Consider the following 20,630-nt stretch of genomic DNA (forward strand, 5'->3'; position numbering starts at 1 on the left):
TGTCAGATCCTATCGTTGAAGACTGCGGAGCTCCCGAAGGAGATTCCGTCTGGTTCCCGAGCATCGAAGTCGATCGCGGTACCGCGTTCGACGTTGTCCGACAGGACCGGATGGATCGGTTCACCGGCGGCGCGGGCCCGCTCGATGGCGTCCAGGTGGGCGCGTTGAGCTGCGGCGGCGGCCATGACGTTCGGTCCTGTCCCGGAGGCGTCTTGTGGTAGTTGCGGTCCCGAGGTGCGGGCGTCGGGTGCCCCGAAGAACTGCTGCTGTCCCGGCGGGGTGGTGCCTCCGAAGGTGAGAGTCTCGGTAGTGCTGGCACCAGAGTCGCTGGGCGCCCCCCACGTTGTTGCCGTGTCCAGGGGGTCGGGTGCGGTCGCTCGGGGCGCGGCAGAGCTGGTGGCCGAGGTCGGACCGGTCAGGCGCGAGAGAATGTCTGCCGGCGGCGTCGCGGCCGGTGTGGGCGTGCTGGCGGCGACGTGGGCGGTCGGGGTACTCACTGCGATGACCTGGCCGTCGATCACGCGCGGCTGTGTCGGATCAGTACGTCCGTTCAGGTGCACGGTGGTTCCGATGACGGTGAGCCCGTCGACGTTCCAGGTGTCGTCGGCACGCAGGTGACGGCCGTTGGGGTGGTCGGTGTGGCTGGCCCCGAAGCCCGCCGATTCCGAATGGGAATAGTGCTTCCAGTTCCGGTCGGTGCTGTCGCGGGCGACGGCCGGGATCGGCCGTGCACCGGCCGGCAGTGTGGGGGTTTCGTCGGGGTTTCGGTGGCGGCCAATGTTGGTGCCGACGGGCACCAGTGCCGTGGCAGAGGCGGTGGCCGCCGGGAGTGCGCCCGCGGCGGCGGGCACGATCACTGCGTCGCCGGCCGCAGCGGGGAGGTCTTCGCTGCCGGGAGTCGGGGCCGTGTTCGCCGCAGCGGGAGACTTCTCTGGGGCGATGACGGGTTCGGATTCTCCGTCACCGAAGATCACCGGGGTGGCTGTGGCCGTGGCGGCGGGAGGAGAGCCGAGGGTGACGGTTTCGGTGACGGTGTCCACCGTCTCGATGTCGTCCTGGGACAGCATCTGTGTTCCCTCCTTCTTCTCAGCGGCAGCCTTCTCGGCGCGGCGCGCACTGGCCCATGCGGGCGAGAGCGGCATGCCGTCGAGCCCAGCCTTGTCGAACAGTTGCGCCGGGCGTGCGGCGGGGTCTTCCCAGTAGATCTGGCGCCAGTCGCCCCAGCCGTCGATCTGTTTTCCGCTGTGGATGACCGCGGTCCCCGGCATGGTCGTCTTGAACAGTGCCCCGCCGGGCTTGATGTTCGGGATGACGTAGCGGGCGAACAAGTAGTAGATCACGCCCAGGATGATGATCTGCAAGGTCGGATGCCAGTTCATGTTCGACATCGCGCCCAGGATCGCGTTCGGCAGCAATGCGGCCAGGAACACGGTGCCCAGGAAGTACAGGAAGTACGTGAGGATGGTTTGGAAGATCGGCAGGATGTCGCCGAGGATTCCGCGGTCATCCCCGGGCATGAACAGGCGCTTCAGCGCCAGGTAGGGAATGTACAGTCCGCGCCAGATCACTACGGCCAGGAACCACGTGATATTGCGCAGCAGAACCCAGGTGAACTTGAACAGCGCATACATGACCGGGACGCAGAGCACCGCGACGACGAAGTTCCCGACACCGACATCCATGCTGGCGGCTTGGTCGGCGGGCAGGCATTGCGCGACGATGTCGGGGTCTCCGCTGGTCATCGATGACGACCAGGCGTCGATGCAGGCCTCGGGGATGAAGCCGCCGAAGTTGATCAGCCAGGTGATGCCACGCAGGACCGCGAACATCGGGGTGACGACGCCGCCCTGTTCTTGGCTGATATCGGCGACGATCTTCTCCGACCATTCCATCAACGTCTGCACCACGACGAACGGGTGCATGGTGAACACGCCCACGATCATGGCCAGCACGAACGCGGAGGTCAGTGCGTCGAGGGTCTTCTTCCGTTCGGGTGAGCCGTGGTTGTCCGAGCGTAGGACCGTCGAGTCCCATTTGTAGGAGGTCTTACCCAGGTAGCGGACCGTGTCCTGCTTCTTCTTGTCTTTCTCTCGGCGCGGCATAATGCCGTAGCGGAAAACGAGCAGCATCAATGCCAGCGCGCTGAGCCCGAGGGGCGAGACGATCCGGAACGCTGGACTGAGGAGTCCGGCACCGATGTTGGTGAGGATTTCCGCGAGTCCTTGGGGGCTGGTGATGAAGTTCGTCAGCCAGGTCAGGGGCGCGAAGATCGTGACGATCAGGTAGTAGACGCCGCCGGTGAGGAAGGTCCCCAGGAACCAGGCGCCGGGGTTGGGGAAGAATGCGGACTGCTCGAAAACGAGGGTGTAGTCGCTCAGTTCCAGACCGGTTCCGTCCGGGGTGTTGAACAGGTCGACGATCGGATTCAGTGCGCTCACGATTGCGCCACCAGATCGTCTTCTCGGATCATCCGCGAGGCGGTGGTGTCAGCCAGTCGCGCCCGCTTGGGCGGCATCGGGAGCATACGTACCCGCGCGATTCCGTTGTGCTGGAGATAGCATTCTCCTTCACGGCCTGCCAGCACCTTTTCCCCACTCACGTCCAGCGGGGACATGTCGGTGGTGATGTGCTTCAGCGTCGAGGGGGTGACGGGCACGTTGCCCCACATCAACGCTTCTTCGGCGAGTTGCTGCTCGCGTTGCCGGAAGACGACGCGGGTCGGGATCAGCGAGTACTCGTCTCCCAGGTCGCGGGCGTTCTGGGTGGCGGCGATGACCAGGTTCTTTTCCTTGGCGCCCATCTTGTCGGGGGTCTTGATCAGCAACGTCGGGACTTCCCCGCCGAGGAAGGCCACCTCATCGGCGATGGTGACGCACACGTCGGCGATGCGGGAGAACCGCTGCTGGGTGTAGAACGCGATGGCCAGGTATGCGGCTTCGGAGAACAACTCGCGGGGCTGCTTGACCGCCTTGTCCTTGTCGGGGGTGCTCAGGTTGTGGGTGCGGAACACCACCAGCCGCCGCGGGTCGTCGCGCTGCAGCAGCGGCAGCGGCGCCGGCGCGCCGGTGCTGGAGTCGAGCGGATCGATGAGCAGCCGCGCCCACGACGAGTTCGCGTACGGCAGGAACGCCGAGTACAGCTCGCGCAGCGGATCGCCGGCGGGCCGGTTGGGGCCGACGGCGGACAGGTACTGGACCAGGTCTCGGGTGGAGGTGATCGTGCCGCCGGCGCGGGAAGTGAGGATGTTGATCAGCTGCGTGCCGGCGTCAGTGCGCGCGTTGATACCCAGCATGGGCAGCCACAGGTCCAGGAAGATGTCGCGGGCGGTTTCCGGGTCGTCGGCGTAGACGCGCAGCGGATCCATGGAGTGGGTAGCTGCCGCGACGTGGACGGTGACGCTCGCACCGGCCGGTAATGCGCGTGCGGCGACCGCGTACTCGCCGTGGGTCGACATGTCGATGATGTGTTCGTGGGCGCCCATGTCGAGGTAGGCGTAGGCCAGGGTCTTGATGAAGTAGCTTTTTCCGCCGCGGGGCTCACCACTTGCGGCGATCGATCCGCTACCGGCTTCGGTGGACCGCATGAGGTTCATGCGCACGATCTGGCACAGCGAGTTCTCTTTGTTGATCGCGATCGGGAAGCCGGTCTCGGAGCCGATTCGGGTCGACCGGATCGGCATGGATGCAGCGAACTTCTGGATGGTGGAGGTCTGCTGGAGTGCTTCACCGAGCGCGCCGAGGGGCTGTCCGGGGGCCATGAGCTTGAACAGTTCTTCTTCGGCGCCGGGAAGGGTCCGCAGGTCGTAGCCTTCGTTGCTCAGCGCGGTTTGCACGGCCGCTGTTTGCTGTTCCAGGTACCGCCAGTCTGGGTGCGCGAAGGCGTAGATGGTGGCGACCTTGATCGCTACCTGGGCGCGGTCTTTGCGTGCTTGCGCGTGCCAGGCCACCATTTCGGTGCCGGAGTCCTGGTAGTCCTGCATGTCCAGTTCGTCTTCGGCGATCGCGCCGGCTTCTTCGCCTAGCCGGGCGCGGGTATGCCGAATGCCGTCCTTGGTGACCGCGTGCCGGTCGAAGGTGATGCGTTGAGCGAAGTCGGCGTCGAGGAAGATCTCCTGGTCGACGATGCCGGTGAAGTGGTTCAACGCCTTGGATTCGGTCGTCGGGTAGCTGAGGATCGCCATCAGCTTCTGGTAGGAGACTGCCCCCTCGGGGCGGTCCGCGGTGCGGGCGTCGGGGTCGATGACAGCGCACATGGTCGACTCTTGGGCGGTGCGCCAGTTCCCGATGAACCAGTCACGGGCCTTGGCTCGGATGCCGCGGTTGAACTTGTCAGCGAAGTCGTCGGCGTAGGCGTCGACCTGGGCGTTCTTGTCGAAGATCATCGCGGGGAACGACTTCGGCCCGAAGGATGCCTCTGGTGAGGCGTCGGTCAGTGCGTACGGGATCGTGCGTCCGCGGGACATGAAGCGCTGGTGGATCCAGCGCACGTGGTGGGGGGTGCCCCGGGCCGGCCGGTACTCGGGAGGAATGGCTTCGAACATTTTCCGTTCGAGCTCGTCGAGGGAACGTTCGTCTGGAGCAGCCATTTCTCGGCCGACGGCTTTGTCGAAGCCGCCTTGTTCAGCCCCCAGTTTCACGGCCAGGAAGTACTCGCGGCGGTACTCGTTGCGGACGCCGTGCTCGTATTCGCGATAGAAATGCTGGAACTGATCGAACAGTGCCGCATAGCGGTCTTTAGTGAACCCGGGAAGCCCGGCGACGCAGGCACGGAGGATGTCCTTGGGACTGGTACGTGCCTTCATGCCGAGGATCAGATACTCGGATCCGGGGGCGGCCGCCAATGCCTGGAAGAAGCCCTGCTGTGACAGTTGGGCCGACCGAATAGTATTCGGCTGGTACATGTTGTACACGACGCCAGAGAGAGTGTAAAGCGCCCAGATACTGCCATCTTCGGCGTAGAGCCGATTCCCTCGGATGTCCTTCAGCGGAACGATAAAGTCAGGCATTTTTCTCTCTGATCTGTGGGGTCGGCGGGTTCGCTGGCGACGTCAGTAGTTTTTCGTGATGGGTTTCCGGGCGGCAGCCCGAAGGAGTCGAATCTGGATCATCACGTCTCGTAGCCCATAGGAACGCAGCCGCGCGTCGAGAATGACCAATGCGGCCATCACAATTCCGGCCGGTACACCGAACAACCAGACCGGACTCCAATACCCTGATGTCGATGCGTACATGACCAGTGCACTGATCGTGGCCACGTACACGAAGAAGATGAGCCCTACCGGCTTACTCACCTTCATGCCGGCAACTTTGTAGATCGGTTCCACGTAGGTGACGCCGTTGAAAATTCGGAAGGAATCCATCTCACCATAGCCTTGTTGGACGATCGGGCAACTCACGGACGACGCTACTCACTGCAGGCTGCAGGTAACACTGCAACACGCCGCCAACTAGGCCGCGCTGAGCTCGATAGCAGGTTCGTGAATCATTCCGAGGTTGTTGAGTTCACCGCCACCACGCTGCTGGAGGCCGGGAACCCCACTCGGAATCCACAGAATGACGGCGCCGACAACAATCGCCGCCAGGATGATAGCGGCAATATCCTTGAACATCTGCTCACCTGTTGTGCCTTTGCTGAACACCTTGTAGATGAGCCAGATCGCGGTGAGCGCGACCATCCCGAGGAGGTAGGGCTGAAACTTCGCGATGAATTCGAAGATGATCATCTTCGTACTGCTCCTTCGTTCCTGGTTAGTGCCGCGAGAAATCGCCTCTCGCCGCCCCGGCATCCCGACACCCCTCCATGGCCCTGCCTGTCGCCTAACAGACGATCAGCGGAACCCAAAAGTGCGACCCCACAGGAGGAGAACCCCTTCGACGAGCGCTCTGCAAATCACGTCTGACCTGCGCGGGCGCACCGCCTCACGGAACCACTTCCCAGGGCCGGGAGCCTGGTTTCGGGCAGCGTATCAGCGGACCTGCCACCGACTCTCCCCAAAAATGCCCCTTACCAACAAAGCCTGTCCGCAGCCCTCCATTCCGACGCATTCACCCAACGTCCAAGCGCCCCGATACGGCGACTGTTTACGCAGTCCAGGGCAGGTTTCTGGTCGCCCTTCCCGACCGCAGATCCGGCATTACAGAACCTCCGATCCCCCTCGTCCAGGCCTCCACTTCGACCCCTCCCCCCCGCCGGATAGTCCGCCAACACCCCATCGACGCCCACAACAGCTCCCACCTTCCCCCGTTTGCCGCCCGCCACCTGCCCTTTTCCAGGAGGGTGCTCTTTTAGGGCCGAAGTTGCCCGATGCCCGCCGGTACGATCCTGTGCATGAAGGTCTACCTTGCTGATCCGCAGTCAGACGAAAGTTCCCTCGTCCCGATGTACCGCAGGCTCGTCGATCTGTACGCCGCTGGCGTACTCGGCGACAATGCTGAGGTGTGGCCGGACCCTACGGATACGCAGGCAACCCTCTTTTGGACTCTGACGGATCGAAGCAGTGCCATGTACTGCTTCGAGGCCCCTGTGCCTGGTTATGTGCGGATCTATGACGGACGGGTCCGGTGGGCGACGACATACGACGGCGCCGGCAAGGATAATGCTCCTCTCGACCTGGTTCTCGACGATCTTCGTGACGCTGTCGATGGGCCCCTGAATCTGGATGCCCGTTCCAACTTCACGTTGGTCATCAAGACGATCAACTCGTCGAAGGAGGTCGGCATCGTCGAAGGTACGAAGCAACAGACTCACGGCGGTGTGTACCGGTCGCCGCGGGGTATCACGATCATTGATCTGGCCCGCTTCGAGCCGACCTTCCACTACGCCGTGCCGAATCCTCACGCAACCTCTGACGCTGACGCGTGGACCTTGCAGCCGAACAAGCCGACCGAGCCGGGCGTGGAGTACCTCAAGTTCCATGGGAAGCCGCCAAGCTATGAGCAGTCGCACGCGATTGTTCAGGGGACGGGGTTGATGACGGCGCGGATGTCGACAACGAATCGGAATATCGTTCGCAGCTACATCGAGAAGCATGTTGTCGACCTCGGATCTGAGGCTCTGAGCAATGCCGATGAGCGGGCGCGTGGCGTGTTCCAGGCACTGGCTCGCGACACGCTTGACGAGCTGGAACAGCAACTCGCCGGCACGCCGCCGCTGTTTCGCGGCGTGGAGAGTGAAATGGTCAGCTGATGGCCGTGTGGAATCGGATTTCCAGCGAGCAGTATGGGAAGCTCCTGCGGTGGAATCTGCTGATCTCCCCGCTACTTCTCATTCTCACGCTGTACTCGTGCAGCACGGCCAACGAGGCCGCCAACCGGGCGTTGCCGGATGTGCAGCGCGAGGTCACGATCAACAACAACATCCGATTCTTCGTGGGCAACTTCCTGGACGTGTACTTCGGCGGGAGCGGTCGGCTCGACTCCGACCAGCTCGCTGCGATGGTCGCCGACGGGGTGCCGGTCGATCTGCCTGTGCAGCCGATGACGGTGGAGTACACCAACATTCGGGATGTGCAGACGTTGGCTCGCGGCCAGGACTCGGGTTTGTATTCGGTGTCGGCGTCGGTCACGCTCACTGCGCCCGGCGCCGCGGGGTCGACACGAAATACGTTTGTGCTGGAGGTCGTGCGGGCCGGCGAGTCGTATGCGGTGGCGAAGCTGCCGGAGTTGACCGCGTACGCCGCGCAGCGGGTGCAGTCGTCGATGACGTACCTCACGCCGGTGTCGACGACGAGCCCCCTGGGGGAGGCTATTTCGAATTTCGCTGGCGCGTACTACGTGTCGGCGAACAGCGCGTCGCTGGGCCGGTTCGTGACCTCCGGGTTCAAAGACGAGTTCTCGATCGCTGATTCCCCGTACACCGCGGCCCAAGTCGTTTCGATCATGGCACCCCGTAACCTCGATGGGCAGCCGCCGACTGGTGATGAGACAGTCAGTGTGGTGGTCACGTTCAAGGGTGTGGTGACCAATCAGACGTTCAATCTGATGCAGACCATGTTGAAGATGAAGGTGCGTGACGGCAAGTGGGTGGTGGACGGAATCGGGGCGCGCGTTCCTATCGACGGGGTGAAGGCGGTTGATCCCGCTGCCACACCGACGACGCAGAGCCCCTTGGACTACACCGGGCCGAAGCTGACCCCGACACGCCCCTACGCCACCCCCGAGTCGACCCCGACAGACAGCAGTGAAGGCGAGCAGGACGATGACTCCCCCACCGAACCCTCCGGCCGGTAGTTCTGGCGGTCGGTCCATCGATGACCTGGCGGCGCAGATCCTGGCGGGCGGTATCGACGGTATCGAGGCCAACCCGGGGCTGCTCGATGAGTTGACTGCTGCCGCGCGTTCTCGGCCCGCTCCGGGTGTGGGCTCGGCGCAACAGTCTGCGCCGGAGCAGGGGCGGTCGCCGCGGCAGGGGCTGGGGGACCCTCGGCGTATCGCTCAGGCCGCCCAGAATCTTCCGCAGGCGCCGCCGGCCATTCCCAAGAGTGTGCAGCCTCCCCGGGTTCCTGCGATCGACGACGGTCTTCCTCATGTGGCGGCGCCACCTGCGGCTACTGGGGAGGACTTCACGGTCAGTCTGGTCGAGCAAGCTAACGCTGGGCGCGGTCGCGTCTCGGACATGTTCGCTCCCCCGCCCGCGACTCCAGATCCGTTGCCTGCTCCAGTCGACGGGCTGTCGGTCCAGGCCCGCGAGGAGCGTTCGGTAGCTGCCGAGACAGTTGACACTGCTGCGGCCGCTGACGCAGCAGACGACGCTGTGGACGTGCCGCCCCGTGTCGATGTGGTGGACACGGCCGCGCTAGCTCCGGCCGATACGTCACCGGCCGAGGACGCCTTGCCCTCAACGTTCGGCCAGGACCAGTCCGCACAGCCGATTTCCGTGCCGATCAGCATGCCTGCCGCTGAGGTGGGGGCCGAATCCCCCCAGGAAGATGTGCGTCCCAGTTCGGCGGTGCCGCCGCCGATCGAGGCCCCTGTCTCGGCCGAGGATCCTGTCGAGAGCCTCCCCGGCTCCGACGCGGGGTCTGTTCCGGTGCCCCCCGAGGTTGTACCGGCGTTGGGGCCCGAAGCCCCGGAGGGAGATCTCGGAGACGCTGCAACGTTGGGCCGGCCGAGTCTGAGCTCGCAGGCCGAACGCACTCTTGAGGAGATGTTCGGCGAGACGGACGAGCCGGAAGTTGCCGCGGCCACCCCGATCGACGACCCCTACGACGCCAGCCGCGCTGGGCGGGGCAGCCGCCGCACGCATGGCCGGTCTTCGGCTGCTGCCGATGCCCGTAGCGAAGACCTCGCCGACCTTGATGAGACCACCGCCTCCGATGGCGACGACGGCTCCAGCGCCGAGGAGGAAACCGAGACCGGAGGGGACGTCCAAGCAGCCCAGAAGCCCTGGTTTGTGCGGGCGATCTTGGCGGTGAAGTCGGCGTATCGGATCGTCGCCGGGAGCGTGTCGCGGGCGTGGCAGAAGATCCCGGAGGGGTGGCGGCCGCTGGCGAAATGGGCCATCGGTTTTGTGGTGGTAGCGCTGGTGGTAACGCTCGTGGTCCCCACCATTTTCGGGGGCGACGATGCGGAGCCGCAGGAAGCTGGTCGCGCCGGTGGCGCAGTGCCGGAGGTCGTGCAGTCGCAGTCCACGGGTGCCGCGGCCGACGGCGTTCTTGCGGTGGCCCGGGGCAATGTGAGTGCGGACTGTGCGAACGGTAGCACTCACCCACACTTGGCTTTCTCGTCGGCGAGTAAGGATGCGTGGCAGTGTAAGCGCTACTTCTCCTCTGATGGTGTCACCATGGAGATTCGTTTCGATCGGCCGGTGACGATTTCGCAGATCCAGTTCACGCCGGGGTGGAACTACACCGAGCCGTCGGTGGACAACTGGACGAAGTGGCGTGTCGTCAAGGAAGTCTTGTGGATTGTCGGAGAAGATCAGTATGCGCAGTCGGTTACCCCTACTCGCGCCGGTGTGACCCAGCGGTTCAATCCGCCGGTGAGTACCAGTGTTTTGAAGATGGTGATTTTGCAGACCGAGCCCGCCAGCGGCGCCAAACAGAACGGCTCCTTGGGGGGTTCTTGGGATGAAACCGAGGACGGTTTCGCTATCTCCAATTTGAAGATTTATGGCCGCGAATCAAGTTAGTCACATTAATCAACGATCACATGAGCAGCAAGGGCAAGGGGAAATGAACGATACGCAGGTCCAGGATCTTTTTACGCAGGCGATCGACTACCTGGGGTTCAAGGACAGTCCGCAGGCGGCCAGCGAAATGGCGACGCGCGCACTGAACCTGGACAAGAACCAGTGCGATTTGTGGCGGCTGCTCCTGCGTTGCGACCCCACCATGACTCAGGCCCCCGAGGTGCTGCAGCGCATCCATCTGCGGTCGGCCAGTTTCGGGGAACTCGCGGCCGTGGTCAATGCCAATCCGCATTTCAAGGGCGCGTTCGATCGGCAGGGACTGACAACATCAGAGTGGATTGGGACTGAGTGGCCGCTGCCGCTGGACCTGCGGGTCTCCATGATCTCGCCCAGTCGCGTGGCCGCAGCGTGGGCTGCGCACAATGCGTTTACGCTCGGCGAGTTCGACAAGGCTGCAGCGATCCTGGACGCCAGTCCCGTGCCGAACCTTCCGTGGGTGCGTGCGGTCTACGCGCTGATGTACTGGTACACCGGCCGCTGGCAGAACGCCCAGTCCGAGGCCGAGAAGCTGCTGGCCAGCCTGTCGTACGCGTCCGACGACCGCACGGTCCGGGTCAACGAGTCCGGCCAGGAACTCATCGACGCCGACCTGCGCTACCTCGGCTATCTGATCGACGGCATGGCGTACGCCCACTTCGGGCAGGACGCGCAGGCAGAGGAACGCCTGGCCGTCGTCGCCGGCGCCGCGATCGGGGGGATCGCTTTCCCGGTACTGCAGCGCGCCGCCCATCACACCATGGGCCTGCTGCATCGCGCCCGCGGGGCGAATGAGAAGGCTGACCGCGAGTTCGCCAACGCCAAGCAGTTCGGGACGACCGCTGAACTCGATGCCGATGCGAGCGATCCGAATCGGCGTCTGGTCTTCACTTCGCCGGAGACCATCGACGCCCGCACGTCCTATTGGGACAAGTCCAGCGAGCCGTCGATGAAGGAGATCACTGATCAGCGTCGTTCCGAAGAGGGCGCGGCGCTGCTGGAGTCGGCGTTGGCGGCGATCGACGAGCAGATCGGCTTGGTCGATGTGAAGAAGAAGATCCACGAGTTCGCCGCCCAGCAGCGGATGGATCAGTTCTACCGCGATCAAGGCATCGTGCCCGACGGTGATTCGCGGAACTCGTTCGTGTTCGTGGGTCCTCCCGGCACCGGTAAGACCGTGACAGCCCGAGCGTTCGCTGAAGTGCTCTTCGCCTACGGCGTCATCAGGGAGAACAAGCTCGTCGAGAAGTCCGCCCCGGACCTGGTCGGTAACCATCTCGGCGACGCGGAAAAGCTGACGATGGCGGCCCTACATGAAGCCGACGGCGGCGTGCTGTTCCTTGACGAGGTGTATCAGCTCACGCAGAAGGGCGACAGCAGCGGCGGGTCGAATGCGAATGCGTTCGGCAAGAAGGCGGCCGAAGCGATCCTCAAGTACATGGAGGACACCCCCGACTGTGTGGTGATCATCGCCGGCTACCGGGAGGAAACTGACTCCTTCCTTGAGTCCAATCCGGGGTTCCGTAGCCGCTTCACCGACACCCTGAACTTCGTTTCCTACACCCCCGACGAACTCGGGCAGATCGCCACCCTGATGGCTTCCAAGCGGGTGCCGCAGCTGAAGTTCGCCCCGGGCGCACACGCCCACTTCGTCGAACGCTGCCAGGGCATGACGGCCCCCTACCGCGATGGCCGCACCGTCGGCGACATCGCCGGCAACGGCCGCATGGTCCGCAAAGCACTCGACGCCATGCGCAAGAACATCAACGTCCGGCTCAACCCGATCCTGGCCCAGCCCAACCACCAGCTCACCGTGGAGGACACCCTCACCATCACCGTCGAGGACGTCGACGCCGCAATGGACCCGATCATGAAGGAACTCTGGCAGTAGCAGCCGCACCGCCCCGCACTCACCACCCGCACCGCACACCATCCGCGACCTCCCCGCACTCCTCGCAGGGCCACCCGAAAGGACAGCAGGTTGCCACGCCGTCATCTCACCAACCCGGTTCAACGCTCCGGCGAAGCCTGGATGATGAACCGTCTCACGCGCGCTTTCGGACGCCGTGACACCCGGGACATCCCCGAACCGCTGTCGTTGCAGGCCACCCATTTCCGGTATGGATTCATCGCCGTGATCGTGCTCTGCATCGCCGCAATCGTCACCGGATTCATCCTGCCGTCAGGCAAAGCGGGGACGGCGAACTTCATCGTCACCAAACAGGGCGGCCGCTACGTCAAGTACGACGACGCCTGGCATTCGGTACCGAACTTGGCGTCGGCGCGTCTGATCCTGAACTCTCCTGTCGAGGCGAAAAAGGTCGACGAGAACGAGTTGCGGTCGGCGCCGATGGGGCCGGCGATGGGAATCGCGTTCGCGCCGGACTCCTTGTCCGTCACCAAAAGCACCCATCCGCGGTGGTCGGTGTGTTCGGCGCAGGAACCGTCGACCTCGCTCACCTCGGCCAGCAGTAAGGACATCACCACCACGGTGGTCGGCGGCACCGGACTGAACTCGCTGGCGCACAAGCTGTCGGGGTCGGAGGCGACGTTGGCGGTCACCGACCAGGACAAGGACGCCTACTGGCTGGTGTGGAACGGCAAGCGGGCGTTGGTCTCCGACGACACCGAGGTGTGGAACGCGCTGGGAATCTCTGAGGAGAAGCGGGCAGCGGCGACGGTGGTCTCACGCGCGGTACTCAACACCATTCCCAGTGCCCCCACGATCGCCGCCCCGACTATGGACCGGATGGGGCAGTCCTCCAGCGTGGCCTCGCAGTGGGATGTGGGCACGGTGTTGCGGACCCAGGTCGGTGATGAGGTCAGTACCTATGCGGTCGCTGATGACGGCGTTCAGGTCATCAACGAGACGATCGCGCGACTGCTGATCAACAGCGGCGCCGAGGAGTACACCGACGCTCCGGTGTCGGTGATCGCGCGGTTGAAGTCGGTGCACCATATCGACACTGGCGGTTTCCCGGCCAGTCCACCGTTGATCATTGCCGGTAAGACGGTGTGCTCGACGTGGCAGAAGGACGGTACGACGCCGGCGCAGTTCTCGGTGTCGGTGGCCCCGAAGTTGCCGCTGAACGAAGATCAGCAGCCCGCGGAGCTGTTGCCGTCGCAGGGGGCCACGTTGCGTGCAGACAACGCCTACCTCACTGCCGGCGACAACTGGTTGGTGAACATCATCGGGAGCGATCGTGATGATGTGGCCGGGGCGCAGAGTTGGTTCATCACCCCGAACGGGGTGCGGTATGCGATCGGGGCGGGAACGCAGAACGCGGATCCGCGGGGCGCGTTGGGTTTGGGGTCGGTCACACCGGTTCCCATGCCGTGGTCGATGGCGCAGCTGCTCACTGAGGGTGAGTCGTTGACGTTCGCCAATGCGTTGGTCTACACCGATCGTTCGTTCGACAGTCCCAATCAGAAGCCGGCACCGCGAGAGGGTGGGCAGTAAGTCGTGGCCAAGCAAGTGTTCATCGCTCCGCAGCGAAAGCCAGGGGCTCCGATCCCCCCGAAATCGGAAACGATTCCCGAACCGATCCCGCATCCGACGAAGAAGAAGACCAGCATTATGGCGGTCCTTCTTCCCGTCCTGATGATGGTTGGCATGATCGGCATGGTCTCGCTGATGGCCATCCAGATGAAGCAGACCACCGGGCAGATCAACCCGATGATGCTGATGATGCCGCTGTTCCTGATTCCCGCGATGTTGCCCATGCTGATGAACCAGGCCAGCGGTGTCGACATGGGTGAGCTGCACGAGAGTCGCGTCAACTTCGTGCTCGCCGAACGCGAGGTTCGGGAGACGATTCACGACCAAGGCGAGCTCGTTCATGACCAGCAAGCCCGCCAGTTCCCGGCCCCGGACGCGTTGATCAACTACGTCGGTTCACGCAACGCCGACCACCCGATCATGTGGCAGGTCAATGCGAATGAACGCGGAGGGCTCCACGTGCCCGACGCTCTCATGGGCGACGATGAGGACCGCAAGCACATCACGTACGAGGCGTATCTGGCGCCGCGGATCGGGGTCGGTACCGTGCGCCGGATGCCGCCCTTGGACCTGGGGAACAATCAGCAGGTCTCTGAGCTCCTGGAAGCCACCACTCAGGTGATGTGGCGTCGCTTCGTGATGATTCAGTCGTTCATGCCGGCGATGCCGGTGGCGTTGAACCTCGGGTCGGCCCCGTTCTATTCCTTCGAGGGCGACGGTGAGGCCATCGTGTCCGCGGCCCGCGCCATGATCTGCTCGTTGGCATTCAACCATTCGCCGGCCGATCTGAAGATCGGGATCATCAGCCCCGACATCGGTGAGGATTCGGAGTGGTCGTGGCTCAAATGGCTTCCCCATCTGGAAGATCCCAGTCGCCGGGACCGCCACGGTATCGCTCGCCACGCCTATCGTTCTCTGGATGAGTTCGCCCAAGCGCACCACAGCGATCTGGCCTCCCGGAAGAAGTTCCTGGCCGAAACCGAGATCACGACGAATCGGTGGATCATTTTCATCGACGCTCCCGGCCGGGAACTGACCGCACCGGCAGTGATCGGCGACGGTGTCGACGGTGTGTCTTTCGTGGTCCTTCGAGGACATTCCTCCCAGCTCGTCACCGATCCGCGGAACATGTTCCGTATCACCGCAGACCGCGACCTCGTCTCGGCCACTGGCGCCACCCAGGCCAAGGTCGATCAGGTCAGTGTGCTGGATGCGCTACTGCTGGCCAAGAAGCTCAGTCAGTACACCGCGACCGCATTGGCCAGCTACGAGCTCGTCGACGACACTGAGGAGGAGGAGATTCCCGGTTTCCTGGAGCTGATGGGAATCGACAACATCTCGCAGTGGGATCCCCGTGAACGCTGGAACTCCATTCGCCATGACTCGCATCTCAAGTTCCCGATCGGCAACGTGCGAGACGCCGCCCATCCCAAAGAGGCGATCCGGACGCCAAAACTCGCGTATCTGGATTTGATCGAGATGGCGCAGGGCGGATTCCCGCACGGCGCCGGCCAGGGCCAGACCGGTGCCGGAAAATCGTTCCTTCTGAACGCGTGGATTTTGACGCTGATGACCCTTTTCGGACCGGATCGCCTGAACCTGATTCTGGCCGACTTCAAGGGCGGTTCGGCTTTCTCTCCATTCCGGGGCCTCCCTCACGTGACGCAGGTGGTGACCAACTTGGACGATGACATGGAGCTTGTTCATCGTCTGGGGTTGGTCCTAGAAGGTGAGGTACAGCGGCGCCTGCAGTACTTGGAGAAGCACGGAAACGCGAAGGATATCTACGCCTACCGGCAGTTGATGAAGGAGAACCCCCAGGAACACCCCCCACTGCCGGATCTGCTGGTGATCATCGATGAATATGCCAAGTTCTCCCAGATGATGAAGGACATGCCGGCCAACGCCCGGCAAGCCCTCCTTGACATCGGCCAGCAGGGACGGTCTCTGGGAATTCACCTGATGCCTTTCAGTCAGGCACTGGATGCGGCGCAGATGGGCGAAGACCTGTGGAAGCACATGCAGTTCTTCGTCACACTGGCAACCGCAGACGAACGTGCTTCCCTCGGGATGGTGAAGTCGCCGCAGGGCCATTACCTGAAGGCTGGCGCAGCCATCATTCGGTACGGATCCTCGGACTTGGTTCCGTTTATGGCATTCAATATTGAAGCCGAATACACCCCCCAAGACCGACCCGTCATCATCGAAGAGGATGCTGAACCCGCCCCTGAACCGCTCGACACAGACCTTGTTCCGTTCACTCTGGAGAACCTCGAACTCGAGTCCGATCAGGACCAGGCCCCGTTGTCTCAGCTCGATTCCCTTCTAGCTGCCGACGTCACCGAAGACGACCAGAACTCCAGCCGACCTCGGGTCCCCATTCAAGACCAGGTGATCACCCACATGATCGCCCGGCTACGCGAACTCGATCAGATTGAAACGGCGCGCCAAATGTGGCAGCCGACGCTGCGTGAACCGGTAACCTTGCACCCCGACACGCTCATTGTCTCGCCCATCACCGATATCGCAGACCCCACGATCACGCTCGGGTTGATCGACGATGCATACGGACACGCACGACCGCCTTTGTCTCTCCGGCTCGACGGAGCGATGTCCAACGTGTGCATCAGTGGGCAGGGCCGCTCCGGCCGCACTCAAACGCTGGCAGCCCTCATCGGTTCGGCATCGATCTCCCACGATCCAGCACTGATGTCGTTCTACATCGTCGACCCCACCGGCGCCGGACTGTCGTACATGTCGGAATTCATCAACGTCGGCGGATACGCATCCCAATCCGATACTGACCTGACTGACCGACTCCTCGGCGAGGCCACGCGCCTCATTGACCACCGCGAGGCGTCCATGTCCACTAGCCTGGCCACCAGCTTCGCCGAGTACTTCACGCGGAAGCAGTCCGTACCAGACCGCGAGGACCCGTACGGCCACTACGTCCTCGTGATCGATCGGCTGGACACTCTCCTTGACCGCAACCCCACACTCCAGGCGCAGATCGAGCGGATCCTGAATTCGGGATCCGCGGTCGGCGTCCACCTGGTCGCTACCGCCCAAGACCTGGGGTACCGAATCAAGACGAGTTTCGGCTACATCCACCTCGCGGGCGGCGACAGCGACGCCACCACCAACCGACTCCACAAGCTCGCCGTAACGGAGATCGACCCCGACTACCCAGGCCGCACCACCTCGTACTACAAGAAGCGTGACTCCTTCCTCGATGCGCGCATCCTCATTCCAACGACCGAGCTGATCGAACCAACGGGATACGAGCCGGGATCCGACGACACCCGACCGATCTGGCCGACCGATTTCACCTCCCAGATCCGCGAGTTTGGCCAGCGGATCCGCGCCTACAAGGAGGGCCGAGGAACCATGGCGGCACCGCGCGTCGCTGTTGTCGCCGACGTCGTGGACTTCGCCGACTTCTGGCGGGAGTTCTCCACGACCCCGGTCCACCAGTCGGAAAAGGCATTGGCGTTGGGTGTGAACCGGCGGGATCTGCGGCCGGTTCTGGCGCCATCGTCGCATCTGCTAGTCGCTGGCACTAACCGTTCCGGTCGCACCAACGCATTGCGCGTGTACATCAACTCGATTGTGTCGACGTACTCGCCGGCCGAGGCGCAGATCTTCATCGCCGATCCGCGGTTCCAGCTGCGGGCCGAGTACGACGTGCTGCGCGCTAACGGTTACTCGATGGAAGATCGGGGTTACGCCTACGACGAGACATCGGCGAACGCGATGGGAGAGGCGTTGAACACCTACATCGCCAACCGGACGCCGGACCTGGATACGCTCACCGCCGAGCAGCTTGCGTCGGGCAAATTCTATGAAGGACCGCACATTTTCGTGCTGATTGACAACCTTGCCCAGTTCAACCTGTCGGGCTCCCAGCATGTGATCTCGACGGTGTTCGATGTGGTTACGGACGCTATGCGGGGGTTCGACATCGGGGTGTCGTTCATCGTGACGCTGTCGGAGATCGATCTGGAGGCGTTCCGCAACAGCGCAGGCTTGAACAAGGTGTTCCAGTCCTCGATGACTCCGCTGCTGGGGCTCTCTGGCAGCAGCCAGACGATCTTGCGTCCCCGGATGGGCGACCATGTCGAAGCGATCAAGTTCAGTATCCGCCGTCCCGGCGAGGCCATTCTCTACCGCCCGGACAACCCCGTCGACGTCGAGATCGTTCAGATGCCGCAGGTGTTGCCCTGGGGGCAGGCGCCGAAGCCTGCTGACGACTCGCCTGAAGGTGGCCGCCACCGCGGTTGACCCCACCCATCGCGAAGGGCCCCGCACCTCGGATTCGTCCAGGTTGCGGGGCCCTTACTATGTTGTCGCCGCACGAGCGTGAAGTTGGCTTATCTTTTGTCCCGCAGCGCTCTCGGCCGTCGGCCGTCCGCGCGCCGATGACCCGGCTGGCCCGGATCGTGAGTACGAGTTCGACCCCCCGCGGAACTCGGGGTTAGTGATCCCGTACTTCACTGCCGCGTTCGGCTCGGTGTCGAGTGCGCGGCCATCGTCCAGGACGATCGTGTACGTCGGCCCCCCGCTGCTGGTGGTGGCGCCGCGGGTGGTGTCTCGAATGGTTCCCGTGGTGGTCGTCTCCATGCGGCGACCCCTACGGGATTGCCGTCTCTGCGTTTGGGTGGCGCGGGTGGTGGTGGCCGAACCGAGCCTCGACGAGCGCGGTCCGTGTTCGGGCGGATCTGAATCGTGCCCTTCCCTGATGGACAGTGCGCTCGGGCCTAGTTCGGCGAGTCGAGCAGGGGAACGGTGGGGATGGATTGCTCTTTCGCGCATGCCTCGGCGGTGGCGCCGATCAGGTCGTCGGCCACTTTCTGTGGGGCGTCGAGGTGGTCGGTGATCAGGAGGTAGATCGCGGCTGCGTTCGCTTGGTCGACGTAGTCCTTGTAGTTGCCTGCGGGGTCGATGATGGCCACGACATCCTCGACTGTCGAATCTGCGTCCAGGCCTGGAGCAGGGAGCGGTGTGCGGGTCCGTTTGCCGGGTTCGGATGACGTTGAGCGGCGGGGTGTAGTGGCGGGCGCCGCGGTGTAGGCGCCGTCTTGGACCTGCTGCCAAGCCGTTTCGAACTGGTCGAAGGTCAGTGTGGATGAGGCTCTGCTTGTGCCTTGATGGGGGGCGGCGTAAATGAGCCATCCGGCGGCGACGTCCACGGGAGTGTGCGCTGGCACGTCCTCGACGAGCGCGGTGAATGAGGGATCGACCTGGTTGTCGGTGAAGCAGTTCTCGGCGTCCTCGCCGGGGTCGGCGCCGCCGAATAGTTCACCGGGGATGTTCAGGAATCCGACCAGCGAGTTCACGGGGCTTGCAATGCTGCCGGCTGCGGTAATGGCTCCGCCGACGAGAATGATGCAGCCGCAGATTACGATGGCGGCGACAGTGATCTTGGTTCGAAGCGCCCACTCTCCGACTTTGAGATACTTCTGTGCGTAATGGGATTGGACTTTGTCCTTAAACCACGATTTCACGCCATTGACGATCATTTGTCAGGGCCCATTTCCTGCTGTTAGTATTCGGCCAGTGACCTTCATCTTAGGGGAAAGGGTGGCCTGTGGTGAACGCTGACGCGCCTGCGCGGAACAGGACGGCCGTCGTCGTCATTGTAATTGCGGTAGTTGTCATCGTCGTTGCGGGCCTTGTGCTGCTCTTCAACCGGGACGAGGGCAATGAGGGTTCCACGGACTACGCCACCGCCGAGACCCTAACTGAGAGCGGAGCTCTCATGCTTTGGGACCGCTGGCTCGACGCGGTCGGTGACTGTAACTTGGCGGAGATGCGAGCTGTCGGTTCTCCCGATTTCCTGGAGACGTTCAGTCAGACGAACGGTTCGGGTGCCAGCTCGCTGGCAGAGGCGTGCAGCATGAAGCAGGACCATGAGCGGTTTAAGTCGGTCACCACGGTCGAGCCGACCAATGATCCGCCTCAGTTCACCGGTGGGATTCCTCCGACTTTGGTCTTGGGGGCGAAGATCACCACTGCGGATCTGTTGGGCGGCAACAAGCAGGTCCGGTTCACCCAGCGGTCCCTCAGCTATGTTCGGGGCAGCGACGGGTACTGGCGCATCGATAGTGCCCGATGGGTCGACTGATCCCGCACTGCGCAGGAATCATGACGGGCAAGCCTTGCTTCGCCGGTCGCCGCCGAGGCGCCTCGGCCCCGCTCCCCTGAGTTGTCGGAGGGGTCTGGTGAAGTGATCACGTGGCCGCATTTCCTAGAGGTCTGTAGCCACACATTTTCCGGGTAACGCGAGAGCCCATCGGGACTCTCTCACCACCGGGATGAAGAATGACGGAAAGGGGCCGTCATGGAATCTGGAAGGAGTACGCAGGTGTTGACGTTGATTGCGGTTTTGGCGACTGCTGTTGCTGCGGTGATGCTTGCGTTGGCTGTGCGTGTGGCGGTCTTCGACCCGCCCACTATGCAGCCGGTGCGTCAGAGTGTGAGGGTCGGCGACTATGACCCGGCTCGTCCCACGTATGACCCTCCGCTGGACCGTCAGGTGATTCGCTTGCCTGGGGTCTGGCCGATTCAGCACTAGCTGCTGATCGAATCCAGAAGAAGGGCTGGGGCCCCGTGAACATCAGTGTTCGCGGGGCCTTAGTCTTCACTCCCCTGAGTTCTACGGGCGCGTTCGACTGCGTTCAGGACCGCCGAATCGGGTACGCCAGGAACTGCTTGCCGTCGTTGATGACCATGAACAATCGGTACACCTGATCCTGATGGATATCCGGGACGTATTCGAACACTTCTCCGCCGGCTGTGGCGACGACGGCTATCCCGCTACGTGCCCGCCGACGTTCTGCCATCACCGTTGCGGTATCCACACCGAGCGGAGTCCTGATCCAGACCACGGATCCGGCAGTGGCCACCATGGACAACCATCTCCCACACTAAGAACTTCCCTCGGGCAATCGCCACGGGGCGTGCCGAT

General features: G+C 63.3%; 13 protein-coding genes. 7 read left to right on the forward strand and 6 right to left on the reverse strand.

Features of this window, described 5'->3' with window-relative positions; translation table 11 throughout:
* Positions 1–2: 2 nt before the first annotated feature.
* Genes MUG78_RS17150 through MUG78_RS17165 form a run of 4 tightly spaced genes read right to left on the reverse strand, consistent with a single transcriptional unit; the run spans position 3 to position 5,722 of the window.
* Positions 3–2,438, reverse strand: a complete 2,436-nt coding sequence (locus MUG78_RS17150; RefSeq protein WP_246997378.1) for a hypothetical protein — start codon at positions 2,436–2,438, stop codon at positions 3–5.
* Positions 2,435–5,005: an ATP-binding protein gene (locus tag MUG78_RS17155; protein ID WP_246997380.1), complete on the reverse strand. Its 2,571-nt coding sequence runs from the start codon at positions 5,003–5,005 to the stop codon at positions 2,435–2,437. Before MUG78_RS17155 ends, MUG78_RS17150 begins: the two co-directional genes overlap by 4 nt.
* Positions 5,006–5,047: 42 nt before the next feature.
* Entirely contained in the window at positions 5,048–5,395 is a 348-nt protein-coding gene (locus tag MUG78_RS17160; protein WP_246997382.1) for a hypothetical protein, read from the reverse strand.
* 51 nt (positions 5,396–5,446) lie between these two features.
* The gene (locus MUG78_RS17165) at positions 5,447–5,722 is read right to left on the reverse strand and encodes a hypothetical protein (protein ID WP_246997383.1); all 276 of its coding nucleotides are present in this window, start codon (positions 5,720–5,722) and stop codon (positions 5,447–5,449) included.
* Between the two features lie 605 nt (positions 5,723–6,327).
* Between MUG78_RS17165 and MUG78_RS17170 the strand changes: the two genes are divergently transcribed.
* From MUG78_RS17170 to MUG78_RS17195, 6 genes are all read left to right on the forward strand, one after another.
* The gene (locus MUG78_RS17170; protein WP_246997385.1) at positions 6,328–7,185 is read left to right on the forward strand and encodes a hypothetical protein; all 858 of its coding nucleotides are present in this window, start codon (positions 6,328–6,330) and stop codon (positions 7,183–7,185) included.
* A complete protein-coding gene (locus MUG78_RS17175; protein ID WP_246997387.1) occupies positions 7,185–8,228 on the forward strand; it encodes a hypothetical protein in 1,044 nt (347 codons plus the stop codon). The genes MUG78_RS17170 and MUG78_RS17175 overlap by 1 nt, the downstream gene beginning before the upstream one ends.
* Before the next feature lie 523 nt (positions 8,229–8,751).
* Positions 8,752–10,128: a hypothetical protein gene (locus tag MUG78_RS17180; RefSeq protein WP_246997389.1), complete on the forward strand. Its 1,377-nt coding sequence runs from the start codon at positions 8,752–8,754 to the stop codon at positions 10,126–10,128.
* Between the two features lie 43 nt (positions 10,129–10,171).
* A complete protein-coding gene (locus tag MUG78_RS17185; RefSeq protein ID WP_246997391.1) occupies positions 10,172–12,055 on the forward strand; it encodes an AAA family ATPase in 1,884 nt (627 codons plus the stop codon).
* A gap of 90 nt (positions 12,056–12,145) precedes the next feature.
* The gene (eccB, locus tag MUG78_RS17190; RefSeq protein ID WP_246997393.1) at positions 12,146–13,624 is read left to right on the forward strand and encodes a type VII secretion protein EccB; all 1,479 of its coding nucleotides are present in this window, start codon (positions 12,146–12,148) and stop codon (positions 13,622–13,624) included.
* A gap of 3 nt (positions 13,625–13,627) precedes the next feature.
* Positions 13,628–17,944, forward strand: a complete 4,317-nt coding sequence (locus tag MUG78_RS17195) for an FtsK/SpoIIIE domain-containing protein (RefSeq protein WP_246997395.1) — start codon at positions 13,628–13,630, stop codon at positions 17,942–17,944.
* A 476-nt stretch (positions 17,945–18,420) separates the two neighbouring features.
* Here the strand turns inward: MUG78_RS17195 and MUG78_RS17200 are convergent, their stop codons facing one another.
* Positions 18,421–19,182 carry a hypothetical protein gene (locus MUG78_RS17200; protein ID WP_246997398.1) on the reverse strand — a complete coding sequence of 254 codons (762 nt, stop codon included), beginning with the start codon at positions 19,180–19,182 and terminating at the stop codon, positions 18,421–18,423.
* 68 nt (positions 19,183–19,250) lie between these two features.
* Between MUG78_RS17200 and MUG78_RS17205 the strand changes: the two genes are divergently transcribed.
* Complete coding sequence (locus tag MUG78_RS17205; protein WP_246997399.1) at positions 19,251–19,787, forward strand: hypothetical protein; 537 nt, start codon at positions 19,251–19,253, stop codon at positions 19,785–19,787.
* A 553-nt stretch (positions 19,788–20,340) separates the two neighbouring features.
* Here MUG78_RS17205 and MUG78_RS17210 read toward each other — a convergent pair.
* The gene (locus MUG78_RS17210) at positions 20,341–20,571 is read right to left on the reverse strand and encodes a hypothetical protein (protein ID WP_246997401.1); all 231 of its coding nucleotides are present in this window, start codon (positions 20,569–20,571) and stop codon (positions 20,341–20,343) included.
* Positions 20,572–20,630 lie beyond the last annotated feature (59 nt).

This window comes from Gordonia alkaliphila, from assembly GCF_023017165.1.
Classification (GTDB): domain Bacteria; phylum Actinomycetota; class Actinomycetes; order Mycobacteriales; family Mycobacteriaceae; genus Gordonia; species Gordonia alkaliphila.